Consider the following 12,582-nt stretch of genomic DNA (forward strand, 5'->3'; position numbering starts at 1 on the left):
TCAGTGTGAGTGGGCCAGGGTGTCGGTGTGTTGTTGCCGCGCCAGGGCCCAGTCGATATGTTCAGCGGCCATGGGTTCTGCCTGTGGCCGCTGTTTTTTTAGGCCGGCAACAATGTCAGGGTTGAACGGTGCATTGCCAAGACCGACAGCGAGGTTGCGCAGCCAGCGTTGGTAGCCGATGCGCCGTATCGGCGAGCCCGCTGTGCGGCTCAGAAATTCCTCTTCGGTCCAAAGAAACAGGTCGAGCAGCTCGCGGTCATCTAATTGATGGCGAGGGGCGAAGTCCGGCTCGCTGGTTGGCTGGGAAAATTTATTCCACGGGCATACCAATTGGCAGTCGTCGCAGCCGAAGACGCGGTTGCCCATCGCGGGTCGCAAGTCCTCTGGAATGGCGCCCTTTAGCTCGATAGTTAAGTAGGAAATACAGCGTCTGGCATCGACTTGATAAGGGGCGACGATGGCCTGTGTTGGGCAGTCGTCCAAGCAAGCTTGGCAGCTGCCGCAGTGGCCGCTTTCCTGCGGCGGATCGATGGGAAGGGCGAGATCTGTGTAGATTTCTCCCAGAAAGAACCACGAACCTGCCCGCGAATTAATAAGCATTGTGTTCTTGCCGATCCACCCCAGGCCGGCCTGCTCAGCGAAGCCGCGTTCCAACACCGGCGCACTATCGACGAAGGCCCGCTGTTGCTGGCCTCCTAAGCGGTCAGCGAGCTGTGCCAGTCGTTTGCGAATCAGCTTGTGATAGTCGCGGCCCAGCGCGTAGCGAGAAATATAGGCCTTGTCAGCTTGCTTGAGTATTTGCAGTGCATCGCTGGCCTCCGGCCGGTAATCCATGCGTGCACTGATGACGCGCAGTGTACCGGGGAGCAGGGATTCAGGGGCGCGGCGCAGGGACTCCCGCTCTGCCATGTAGTGCATCTCTCCGTGAAAGCCCTTTGCAAGCCACTGCGTCAGCCGTTCAGCGTGGTGTGAAGGCTCCGCCGGGCCAATGCCGATGTGGGCAAACCCCAGCTCCTTCCCCCACTGTTTTAGCTGTGTGGCGAGGTCGGCCAGGGCCTCTGGGCTGAGTACTTTGCTCATGGGCTGCCTGCAAAATGGATGCGCGCTATCATGGAAGGATATTCTACACGCCTGGGAGCGGGAAATGGATCGATCAATGCGTGCGGCGGCTGGGTCTTTGGCTCTGTACACAGCGGAGCAGGTGCAGGAGTTTGACCGAAAAGCGATCGCTGCCGGTACGCCGGGCTTTGAATTGATGCATCGAGCCGGGGCGGCAGCATTCGCCTGTTTGCAGCAGCGCTGGCCTCAGCATAGTCCTATCGATATTTTTTGCGGTGGCGGTAATAACGGTGGCGATGGCTATATCGTGGCCGCGTTGGCGGCCCAGTCGGGGATGGCGGTGCGCTGCTGGGCCTTCAGCGAAACCTCTTGGGGAGACGCCAATATTGCGAGGGAGTTGGCTTGCGACGCCGGGGTGAATGTACAGCTGTGGGACGGGCAGTCGCCGGCAGCCGGTGCGGTGGTTGTGGACGCCTTGTTCGGTACTGGATTTTCAGGGCCGCTGCGGGGGCAGTACCGGCACGCAATCGAGGCGATTAATGCCGCTGGCTGCCCCGTGCTGGCAATCGACGCGCCCTCGGGCCTGAATTGCGATACCGGGATGCACGAAGGTTTAGCGATCAAGGCGTCGCTAACGCTGAGTTTTATCGCCTGGAAGCAGGGCTTGTTTACCGGGCTGGCCAGTCAGCATTGCGGCGCGTTGCGTCTCGATGGACTCGGCATTGAGGCGCGTATATTTGAGCACACTGAGCCGTCAGCCTGGCGCACAGATGTGGATGCCGAATTGCGCCAGTGGGGGCAGCGCCCCGTCGCCGCGCACAAGGGGATGTATGGCCACGTCTTGGTTGCGGGTGGCGACTACGGCACAGCCGGGGCAGTGGTGTTGGCTGCCTCGGCGGCGGCGCGCTGCGGCGCGGGGCTGGTCTCTTGTGTAACGCGACCAGAGCACGTGGCGCCGCTGTTGTCGCAGCGCCCGGAGGTCATGGCATACCCGGGGGCGGATGCACAAGCATGGGCGGAGGCATTGGGGCGAGCTTCGGTGCTCGCTGTTGGGCCCGGCCTTGGGCAGCAGGTGTGGGGCAAGACCTTGCTCGATGATTGTCTGCAAGCGCAGGCCCCCTTATTGCTTGATGCCGATGCACTCAATATTCTCGCTGCTGATGCTACCCGCTTCGACGAGCAATGCGCCCAGCAGCCAGATAGAATTCGCGTCATGACGCCTCACCCAGGAGAGGCGGCGCGCCTGTTGAAATGTTCTGTTGCTGAGGTGCAAGCAGACCGGTTTAGCAGTTGCAAGGCCCTGGCCAAGCGCTATCGGGCGGTGGTGTTGTTGAAGGGGGCAGGCACGGTTATTAGCGACGGCGTGACCTGCTGGGTGAATGAAGGGGGAAATCCCGGAATGGCCAGCGGTGGAATGGGGGATGTGTTGAGCGGTATGATCGCGGCTCTGCTCGCCCAGCACCTCGACGCCGTTACTGCTTGCCGGCTTGCGGCGGCGTTGCATTGCCGCGCTGCCGATAGAGCGGCACAACACGGTGAGCGAGGCTTACTGGCGATGGACTTAGTGGCGCAATTGCGCGGAGTGATGAATGGACATTGAAATTCAGCTGGCAAACGAAGCTGAAACCGTTGCCGCGGGTGAGCGTTTGGGTCGCTGCCTGGAAATGGCAACGGTGGTTTATCTCGACGGCGATCTCGGTGCGGGTAAAACCACCTTTTGCCGGGGTGTCCTACATGCCTATGGGCACACCGGGGCCGTGAAGAGCCCAACATATACACTGGTTGAGCCCTATGAGCTTGCCGCGGTCACGGTTTATCACTTTGATTTATACCGTTTAGGCGACCCGGAAGAGCTCGAGTATATGGGGCTTCGAGACTATTTTTCCGACGACAGCATCGCGTTAATTGAATGGCCGGAGCGCGGCGCCGGTGTTTTGCCAAGCCCGGATATACAGGTTAACATCGAACAACAGGGAGTCGGTCGCCGCCTTGTTGTGCAAGCTCTCAGTGAGCGTGGCCGTCGCATCGTTACGCAGATAAAAGCGCTATGAAACCCATCCATATTGTTGTTCTGTTCTGGACTATGCTGGTCGCCACGCTGAGCAGTGCAGCAGAGGTGCGCGACGTTCGCTTTTGGCGGGCGCCGGACCATAGTCGAGTGGTCTTCGACCTGTCTGCTCCCGTTAGTCATGAAGTCATTACCCTCGATAAGCCCGACAGACTGGTTGTTGACCTCTCTAAAGCGCGGTTCAATGTGGGCGGCGCCATTCCCGAATTTGAAAACAGCCCCATCGTGCGCTTGCGTCACGCGGAGAAGCCGGACGGCAAGCTGCGGGTGGTGTTCGATCTGAGTAAAAGTGTGCAGGTCCGCAGTTTTCTGCTGCCCGCCAGCGCCGGCCAAAGTGACCGCTTGGTCGTCGATTTTCTCGACCAGCAACGCGGCACTGAGCCCACGGTAGTCAAAAGTGTTGAGCAAAGCTCCCAGCGCGATGTAGTCATTGCCATTGATGCCGGGCACGGCGGCGAAGACCCGGGCGCCATTGGGCCAGGTAGGCTGCAGGAAAAAGATGTGGTTTTCCGCATCGCCAAGAAGCTTGAAGCCAAGTTTAAAAGCAAGCGCGGTTATCGCGTCGTGATGATTCGCGACGGCGACTACTATGTGGGCTTGGCGAAGCGGCGGCAGCTTGCGCGCAAGGCGCAGGCGGATTTCTTTGTATCGATTCACGCCGATGCGTTTACCCATTCCAGCGCCAATGGCAGTTCGGTGTATGCCCTGTCCAAGCGCGGGGCTACCAGTGCGTCGGCGCGAATTCTCGCCAAGCGCGAGAACCAGGCTGACTTGGTGGGTGGTGTCAGTTTGTCTGACAAAGATCATGTGCTGGCCGGTGTGCTGACCGACTTGTCGATGACCGCGACCCTTGATGCGAGCCTGAGTGTTGGCGCGCAACTATTGGGCGAAATGGGCAAAATTTCCCGGCTGCATAGCAAGCGCGTTGAACAGGCGGGTTTCGCGGTGTTGAAGTCCCCCGATATTCCATCTCTGCTCGTTGAAACCGGGTTTATTTCCAACCCCGGTGAGGCCCGCAAGCTCAAGACCAGCCGCTACCAGAATCAAATGGCGCAAGCGATATTCGAAGGTATCGACCGCTATTTTCGCGAGAGCCCGCCGCCCGATACTTACTTTGCTGCGGTGAAGCGTGGCGATGCCGCCAAGCCTAAAGGGGCGAGAGAATACGTGATTGCCAGCGGCGACACACTGTCGGCCATTGGCGCACGTCACAACATCAGCGTTGCTGACCTCCAGCGTCACAACGGTTTATCCGGCAGCAGTATTCGCGTCGGTCAAAAAATCCAAATACCAGCGACAAAATGACCCATATCAGATTGCTCGACCCTCGCCTGGCAAACCAAATTGCCGCCGGCGAGGTGGTGGAACGCCCAGCCTCTGTTGTAAAAGAATTGGTGGAAAACAGCCTCGACGCTGGTGCGCGCCGTATCGATCTTGAGGTTGAAGATGGCGGCGTTAAGCTTATCCGCGTTCGCGATGACGGTAGCGGCATCGCGAAAGACGATCTGCCGTTGGCGCTAAGTCGCCATGCCACCAGTAAAATAGCGGAATTAAGCGACCTGGAATCTGTGGCGAGTTTGGGGTTTCGCGGCGAGGCCTTGGCGAGTATCAGCTCGGTGTCGCGGCTATGCCTTAGCAGTGCCACCGAAGATGCAGAGAGCGCGTGGGCGGCGCGATCGGAAGGGCGTGATATGAGCGCGGTGCTTGAGCCAGTGGCCCACCCGCGCGGTACCACCGTTGAAGTGCGCGACTTATTTTTCAACACGCCCGCACGGCGTAAATTCCTGCGCACCGAAAAGACGGAGTTCGGGCACCTGGATGAGGTGATGAAGCGGCAGGCGCTGGGGCGCTTTGACGTGGGCTTTTCGCTGCGCCATAACGGCAGGGCCGTGCACAGTTTAAAGCCAGCTGCCAGTCAGCTGGAACAAGAGCGCCGTTTGGCGGCAGTCTGTGGCCCGGCATTTATGGAAAATGCGCTGTTCATCGACCGCTCTGCGATCGGTTTGCGCCTGTGGGGCTGGGTCGCCTTGCCGGGATTTTCGCGAAGTCAGGCGGACTTGCAACATTTCTATGTGAATGGTCGCTATATTCGCGATCGCCTTGTCGCCCACGCGGTGCGCCAGGCCTACCGCGACGTGTTGTTTCATGGTCGTCACCCTGCTTTTGTGCTCTACCTGGAGCTCGATCCCGCGTTGGTCGATGTCAACGTGCACCCCACCAAGCACGAAGTGCGCTTTCGCGACGGGCGCAGTGTTCACGACTTTATTTTCCGCACCTTACATAAAACCCTTGCCGATGTGCGCCCGGATACCGTGGCACAAAATGCCGCGCTGCCTGGCAATACAGCCGAACCCCTGCGGGATATGCCCCAACAGCAGTCGGCGATGCCCTTGCGCGAAGCGGAGGGTGGTGCGCCGTCAACCGCGCCGACCCCGCCAATGCACAGCGGCGGCTATCAAAGCCAAAATGCCTTCGCGCCGGGCAGGGTTGCCGATCAGGTACCGGCCTACCAGCGCTTGCAAGAGCCGATGGGGGGGAGCTCGGATGCGGAAATTCCGCCCCTGGGCTACGCCTTGGCTCAGTTAAAAGGGGTGTATATCCTGGCCGAAAACGCCGAGGGCATGGTGTTGGTGGACATGCATGCAGCGCATGAGCGCATTACCTACGAGCGCATGAAAGCAGCCCGAGAGGGCGAGGGTCTGCGTAGTCAGCCACTGTTGGTGCCGCAGAGCCTGGCGGTCAGTGAGCGCGAGGCCGACTGCGCAGAACAGCACGCGGCGGTTTTCTCCGAGCTTGGTTTGTCGGTGGAACGGGCGTCGACAGAGTCCCTGGTGGTCAGGGAGTTGCCGGTTATGCTGGCAAACAGTCAGGTGGAACAGCTGGTGAGAGATGTGATTGCGGACCTGTTGGAATATGGCAGCTCTGACCGCATTGCCGCCCATATCAATGAGATCCTCTCCACGATGGCCTGTCACGGCTCGGTGCGCGCAAATCGCCGCCTGACTATCCCGGAAATGAACGCTCTGCTTCGCGACATGGAAGCCACCGAGCGCAGTGGCCAGTGTAACCATGGGCGTCCCACTTGGGTGCAAGTGGGATTGGCTGAACTCGATAAGTGGTTTCTGCGTGGCCGTTGATCATTTACCGCCGGCCCTGTGTTTGATGGGGCCGACCGCCTCCGGCAAAACCGATCTTGCAATGGCGCTGTGCGACGAGTTGCCCTGTGAGTTGATCAGTGTGGACTCGGCATTGGTTTATCGCGGCTTGGACATTGGCAGCGCTAAGCCTAGTGCCGATGAGTTGGCCAGATACCCCCATGCCCTTATTGATATCTGCGAGCCCAGTCACGCCTATTCGGCGGCGGAGTTTCGTCGCGATGCGTTGCGCGAAATGCAGCGAATACAGGATAGCGGGCGCATCCCCCTGCTGGTTGGGGGAACCATGTTGTACTTCAAGGCCTTGCTCGAAGGGCTCGCCGATATGCCCGCCGCTGACGCTGCAGTGCGCGCCGAGATAGCGCTGATGGCCGAAGAGGGAGGCTGGCCGGCTGTGCACGCCGAATTGGCGAGAATCGACCCGGAAAGCGCGGCCCTTATTCACCCCAATCACAGTCAGCGCCTAAGTCGAGCTCTGGAGGTTTATCGCGTCAGCGGGGTTACGATGACTGAGTGGCGCGCGCGCCAGCAGGCGGTCGCCCTGCCTTGGCATTGTCATCAGTTTGCCATCGCACCGTCCGATCGGCTCGAGCTGCACCGCCGTATAGAGCTGAGGTTGCAGCACATGTTCGAGCACGGTTTTGTCGATGAGGTGCGGGCCTTAATGGCGCGCGGTGACCTGACAGATGACTTGCCAGCCATGCGCGCGGTGGGTTATCGGCAGGTTTGGCAGTACCTGCGCGGTGATTTCGACCTTGATACGGCCTTTGAAAAAGCGTTGATCGCGACCCGGCAGTTGGCAAAACGTCAAATGACCTGGTTGCGCGCGTGGCCGGAGCTGTGTTGGCTCGACACAAATGCCAGCAGAGACCAGCAATTAAAAACGGTTATAAGGGCGCTCGGCAATGCTATAAGCGATTGACTTGCGGTATACTGCCAACTAATTACTTTGATGCGCGAACTTGTTCTATCCTAAGTAGTCAACAACTTGCATCTTTTCTCGATTTTTTGGCCCACGTTGGGCGACAAGGAGGCTTACCATGTCAAAAGGGCATAGCTTACAAGACCCTTATCTGAATATTCTTCGCAAGGAACGGATTCCCGTATCCATTTACCTCGTAAATGGTATTAAACTGCAGGGACAGATTGAGTCCTTCGATCAGTTTGTTGTCTTGCTGAAGAATACCGTAAGCCAGATGGTCTACAAGCACGCGATTTCCACCGTCGTGCCCTCTCGTGTTGTTCGCCTGCCGATGGCTCATCCGCCAGAAGACGACGAGCAAGAAAGCGAATAATTCGCGCGGTATTATTGAGGTTCATTCTTGCTTTTTGAACGACCCAACTCAGGTGAGCGGGCAATACTTGTTCACCTGAACCTTAATAGTGAGGATGAGCGCGAAGACGCCGACGAATTTGTTCAGCTCGTTACCTCGGCGGGCGGTGACCCCGTTGCGTTCATTACAGGGCAGCGTCAGCATCCCGACCCCCGATCTTTCGTGGGGTCGGGAAAGCTCGCGGAAATTCGTCAAGCCCTGCAAGACCACGACGGCGAGCTGGTACTGTTTAATCATGCGCTGTCGCCAAGCCAAGAGCGAAATATTGAGCGCGAACTTCAGTGTCGCGTTCTTGACCGCACCGGTCTGATTCTGGATATTTTTGCCCAGCGAGCCCGTACCCACGAAGGGAAACTCCAAGTCGAGCTCGCTCAGCTCGAGCACATGTCTACCCGCCTGATTCGTGGCTGGACTCACCTTGAGCGGCAGAAGGGCGGTATCGGCCTGCGTGGCCCGGGCGAAACCCAGCTCGAAACCGACCGACGCCTACTGCGTGCACGTATCAAAAGCATTCAATCGCGCTTATCGAAGGTTCGGCGTCAGCGAGACCAGGCGCGCCGGGCGCGGCAGCGCGCCGATATTCCTGCGGTATCCCTGGTCGGCTACACCAATGCGGGCAAGTCCACTTTGTTCAATGTGCTCACTGAGTCAAAGGTCTACGCCGCGGATCAATTGTTCGCCACCCTGGATCCTACGCTGCGTCGCATTCAAGTCGACGATGTGGGGCCGGTCGTGCTGGCAGATACGGTGGGTTTTATCCGCCACTTGCCGCATAAGCTGGTGGAGGCTTTTCGTGCAACGCTGGAAGAGGCGACGCTCGCGGATTTGTTGGTTCATGTAGTCGACTGTGCAGACCCGGAGCGCAGTGACAATGTCCGGCAAGTAAAGAATGTATTGGAAGAGATTGGTGCCGATAGCATTCCTGTGCTGGAGGTGTATAACAAAACCGATCTATTGGGTACAACGCCGCGTATCGAAAGAAACGAGCACGGTGATGTGACACGGGTGTGGTTGTCGGCGCAGCGCCAGCAAGGACTGGAGCTGTTGGGTGACGCGCTGGCAGAAATTCTCAGTGGCGATATCGTGGAGCCCGAGCTTGTGCTCAATGCCAGCGACGGCCGCTTGCGCGCCAGGCTCTATCAACTCAATGCGATTCAGTCTGAGCAGCTCGACGAAGCGGGGCGCTTTCACCTGAAATTGCGCTTACCGTCGGTCGATTGGCAACGTTTTTTAGCCGCTGAGTCGCTGAGCGAGGCGTCGCTAAACATCCAGCAAAGCAGTGACGAAATGTCGCCTACACGGCGTTAGCAGGGCAGGGTAAATCTGCTAGACTGCCCCTCTAATCAACAGCTTGGCGTCTTAATCTGCCATTGGCTTTCTTCGGAAAGCGGGCAATGACATACGGACAGGAGAAAACTATGGCCTGGAATGAACCGGGTGGTGGTCGCGATAACGACCCTTGGGGTGGCAAAAATCAAGGGCCGCCGGACTTAGACGAGGCGCTGAAAAAGTTGCAAGAGCGGCTCAATAGCCTCTTCGGTGGTGGCAGTGGCGGCCAAGGTGGAAATGGCGGCGGCGTAAAACTGGGAATGGGCAGCATTGGTGCCCTCGCGGTGTTGGCCGTTGCAGTGTGGGCGCTATTTGGTTTTTATCAGGTAGACCAGCAAGAGCGCGCGGTGGTGTTGCGCTTGGGTGTCTATCAACAAACGGTGATGCCGGGTTTGCGTTGGGCGCCGCCGATTATCGACGATGTGAATATTATTAACGTCACCAAGGTTCGTGCGGCCGCGAGTCGCGGGCAAATGCTGACTGAGGACGAAAATATTGTCGATATTTCAGTCTCTGTGCAGTACACCGTTTCGGATCCCGCTAACTTTTTGCTGAAAGTGAAGCGTCCTGAATTGAGCTTGGAGCACGCGCTGGAAAGTGCGCTCCGCCACGTGGTGGGTAGCTCGAAAATGGATCAGGTGATCACTGAAGGGCGTGAGCAGGTCGCTGTTGAAACGCAGGCTCGTATGCAGAACTACCTCACTGCCTACCAGAGCGGCATCCAGGTGGCGAAAGTGAATATCGAAGACGCTCAACCGCCGTCGCAAGTACAGGACGCGTTTGATGATGTAACGCGGGCGAAGGAAGACCGTGAGCGACTCAAGAACGAGGCCGAGGCCTATGCCAACGGCATCATTCCCGAGGCGCGCGGTGCGGCACAACGTCAACTCGAAGAAGCTCAGGCATATAAAGAGCAAGTCATTGCCAAGGCGGAAGGTGAGGCGCAGCGCTTTAGCGAGTTGGTGGCAGAGTACAAGAAGTCACCAAAGGTAACTCGTGAGCGCTTGTACATTGATGCTTTGCAGGCGCTCTACGCAGATTCAAGCAAGGTGATGGTCGACGTAGAGGGTGGCAACAATATGATGTATCTGCCCTTAGACAAGTTGGCCAACCAGCGTGCGGCCTCTCGTCCGATGCGTGACCAAGAGGTGGATATTCGCCAGCTGACCGACAAGGTTGTAGAGCAGTTGCGCCGGGACAGTCAGTTTAGCCGCCGGGAGGGACGTTGATCATGGCAAATCGTCAATTTACGGTATTACTGTTAGCGCTGGCGGTATTGGTCGTTGGCTATAACTCCCTGTTTATTGTCAAGGAAACCGAGCGAGCGGTAATGCTTAAGTTCGGTGAGATTGTCGACCCCGATGTGGCGGTCGGTTTAGGTGTTAAAACCCCGTTTGTGCACGTGGTGCGCAAATTTGAGCGTCGGATCTTAACCCTGGATGCGCCAACTCAGCGTTTTCTCACGAATGAGAAGAAGCCCTTGGACGTAGACTTCTATGCCAAGTGGCGTGTTGCCGACACGGAAACGTTTTACACCGCCACCAACGGCGAGGAAATTCGCGCCGAGGGCCTGCTGGCTCAGCGTATTAACACCGGCCTGCGGAATAAATTCGGTGAGCGCACCTTCCACGAGGTGGTATCCGGTGAACGCGACATGCTGATGACGGATTTGACCAGTGAGCTGAACAAGATCACGATGGCGGAATTCGGGATCGAGTTGGTCGATGTCAGGGTGAAGCGTATCGACCTGCCTTCGCAGGTAAGTCAGTCGGTATTTGACCGGATGAAGTCAGAGCGCGAGCGCGAGGCACGCGAGCAGCGCTCAACAGGGCGCGAGCTGGCTGAGAAAATTCGCGCCACAGCGGACCGCGAGCGCACCATCATTGCAGCCAACGCCTACCGCGATGCGGAAGTCATTCGCGGTGAGGGTGACGCCCAGGCGGCACAAATTTACTCGTCTGCCTACAATGCCGACCCCGAGTTTTATGCCTTCGTCCGCAGCCTTACTGCGTACAAAGCGTCATTCTCTGGTGATGGCGACCTGCTGGTACTGGACAGTGACAGCGAATTCTTCCGCTATCTGAGAAAGGGCAGCGTAAAGTAATGTGACTAGTTGGCAGCGGCGCGTCGAAACCGCCCTGCCAATGCCGCCATTGGCGGCGATTGTGGTATCATCCGCGAATCCGGGCAGGGGACATGCAAGCAGCACGTTCCCTGGCGCGGATTTTTTGTTTTTAGCGGGTGGGATCAATGTGGCAGGAATTGGCAGTGGCCCTCAGCTTAGTGCTGATCATTGAAGGCATTTTGCCCTTTCTGAGTCCTGACCGCTGGCGCATGCTGGCCTATCGCATGGCTGATTTAGACAGCCGTTCTGTTAGGTGGGTGGGCCTGCTGAGTATGGTGACCGGCCTGCTAATGCTGAGCGTCTTGCGCTGACTTCAAGAGATTGTGGATTTATGACCCTGGTTGATCGTTGGCTGCTCCCGGATGGAGTGGAAGAACTGCTGCCTGAACAGGCTCAGCAGGTAGAGAGCCTGCGCCGCAAACTGCTAGACCTATACCAGCGTTGGGGCTACGAGTTGATCGTTCCACCCATGTTGGAATACACCGAGTCACTGCTGGTTGGCTTGGGCAGCGACATTGACCTGATGACCTTCCGGGTCACCGATCAGCTGACCGGTCGGCTGATGGGGTTGCGCGCAGACATTACCCCCCAGGCGGCGCGTATTGATGCCCACAGCTTAAAACGTGAAGGCCCGGTGCGTCTCTGTTATGCGGGCAGTGTGCTGCACACCCGGCCGAAGAAGCCATTGGCTTCGCGCTCGCCGATCCAGCTCGGTGCAGAGTTATACGGCGACAACAGTCAGGCCAGTGACCTGGAAATTATTTGTCTGATGCTGGAAACGCTACGCGTTGCCGGCCTCAGCGAGTTGACCTTAGATATCGGTCACGTGGCGGTCTATCAGGCGGTGGTCGATGCCGCTGGTCTCAGTGACGAGCAAGAGCAGCGTTATTTCGACATATTACAGCGCAAGGCCGTTGCCGAATTAGGGGCCTTTATTGACGAGCTGGCGGTTGATGGCGAAACGGCTAAACAGCTGAGTGGGCTGAATGCCCTGCACGGTGGCGATGATGTATTGCAGCGCGGCCTTGAGCTGTTCGCCAATATTCCGGCTGCGGTTGATGCCATCCACACTCTGCAGTCGTTGCAGCAGCGCCTCACGGCGCGCATGCCGTCCCTTAGTTTCTACTTCGACTTGGCCGAACTCCGGGGTTTCCACTATCACACCGGTTTGGTGTTTTCGGCGCTGGTGAGTGAGCACGGACAGGCGCTGGCCTCCGGTGGTCGCTATGACGATATTGGCAAGGTATTTGGTCGCGCGCGCTCGGCTATCGGTTTTAGTCTTGATCTAAAAGCCCTGCTGTCACTGGTTGCGGCACCGGCTGAAGTGAAGGGAATTTTCGCGGCGCACAGCGACTCGGCTGAGCAGTGGCAAGCAATACAGCAGCTGCGAGACGCGGGCGAAAAGGTCGTCGCGGGTTTGCCGGGGCAGCAGCCCGGCGAAGCGTGTGATCGCCAATTAATTGAACAGAACGGCCAGTGGCAAGTACAGCCACTGGGTTAAGTCACAACCTG

General features: G+C 58.0%; 12 protein-coding genes. 11 read left to right on the forward strand and 1 reads right to left on the reverse strand.

Annotated elements, in window-relative coordinates:
• The gene (gene queG / locus HNR64_RS09050; RefSeq protein WP_204996174.1) at positions 1–1,080 is read right to left on the reverse strand and encodes a tRNA epoxyqueuosine(34) reductase QueG; all 1,080 of its coding nucleotides are present in this window, start codon (positions 1,078–1,080) and stop codon (positions 1–3) included.
• A 64-nt stretch (positions 1,081–1,144) separates the two neighbouring features.
• Here queG and HNR64_RS09055 point away from each other — a divergent pair, with 64 nt between their 5' ends.
• The 11 genes from HNR64_RS09055 (at position 1,145) to HNR64_RS09105 (ending at position 12,571) form a co-directional block, all read left to right on the forward strand.
• A complete protein-coding gene (locus HNR64_RS09055; protein ID WP_204996175.1) occupies positions 1,145–2,659 on the forward strand; it encodes an NAD(P)H-hydrate dehydratase in 1,515 nt (504 codons plus the stop codon).
• Positions 2,649–3,110 (forward strand): tRNA (adenosine(37)-N6)-threonylcarbamoyltransferase complex ATPase subunit type 1 TsaE, encoded by a 462-nt coding sequence (tsaE, locus tag HNR64_RS09060; RefSeq protein ID WP_204996176.1) that lies wholly within the window; start codon positions 2,649–2,651, stop codon positions 3,108–3,110. Before HNR64_RS09055 ends, tsaE begins: the two co-directional genes overlap by 11 nt.
• Entirely contained in the window at positions 3,107–4,432 is a 1,326-nt protein-coding gene (locus HNR64_RS09065) for an N-acetylmuramoyl-L-alanine amidase (RefSeq protein ID WP_204996177.1), read from the forward strand. Before tsaE ends, HNR64_RS09065 begins: the two co-directional genes overlap by 4 nt.
• Positions 4,429–6,264, forward strand: coding sequence for a DNA mismatch repair endonuclease MutL (mutL, locus tag HNR64_RS09070; protein WP_204996178.1), 1,836 nt, complete (start codon positions 4,429–4,431; stop codon positions 6,262–6,264). The genes HNR64_RS09065 and mutL overlap by 4 nt, the downstream gene beginning before the upstream one ends.
• 25 nt (positions 6,265–6,289) lie before the next feature.
• On the forward strand, positions 6,290–7,204 hold the full coding sequence (gene miaA / locus HNR64_RS09075; RefSeq protein ID WP_239547763.1) for a tRNA (adenosine(37)-N6)-dimethylallyltransferase MiaA: 915 nt from the start codon (positions 6,290–6,292) through the stop codon (positions 7,202–7,204).
• Between the two features lie 118 nt (positions 7,205–7,322).
• Positions 7,323–7,577, forward strand: coding sequence for an RNA chaperone Hfq (gene hfq / locus HNR64_RS09080; protein WP_027874122.1), 255 nt, complete (start codon positions 7,323–7,325; stop codon positions 7,575–7,577).
• 27 nt (positions 7,578–7,604) lie between these two features.
• Positions 7,605–8,924 carry a ribosome rescue GTPase HflX gene (gene hflX, locus HNR64_RS09085; RefSeq protein ID WP_204996180.1) on the forward strand — a complete coding sequence of 440 codons (1,320 nt, stop codon included), beginning with the start codon at positions 7,605–7,607 and terminating at the stop codon, positions 8,922–8,924.
• A 110-nt stretch (positions 8,925–9,034) separates the two neighbouring features.
• Entirely contained in the window at positions 9,035–10,174 is a 1,140-nt protein-coding gene (hflK, locus tag HNR64_RS09090) for an FtsH protease activity modulator HflK (RefSeq protein WP_204996181.1), read from the forward strand.
• A gap of 2 nt (positions 10,175–10,176) precedes the next feature.
• On the forward strand, positions 10,177–11,049 hold the full coding sequence (gene hflC, locus HNR64_RS09095; RefSeq protein WP_204996182.1) for a protease modulator HflC: 873 nt from the start codon (positions 10,177–10,179) through the stop codon (positions 11,047–11,049).
• 164 nt (positions 11,050–11,213) lie between these two features.
• A complete protein-coding gene (locus tag HNR64_RS09100; RefSeq protein ID WP_338061844.1) occupies positions 11,214–11,381 on the forward strand; it encodes a DUF2065 domain-containing protein in 168 nt (55 codons plus the stop codon).
• Between the two features lie 20 nt (positions 11,382–11,401).
• Positions 11,402–12,571, forward strand: coding sequence for an ATP phosphoribosyltransferase regulatory subunit (locus HNR64_RS09105; protein ID WP_204996184.1), 1,170 nt, complete (start codon positions 11,402–11,404; stop codon positions 12,569–12,571).
• Positions 12,572–12,582: the final 11 nt, after the last annotated feature.

The organism is Spongiibacter marinus (genome assembly GCF_016906995.1).
In the GTDB taxonomy this organism is placed as follows: Bacteria; Pseudomonadota; Gammaproteobacteria; order Pseudomonadales; family Spongiibacteraceae; genus Spongiibacter; species Spongiibacter marinus.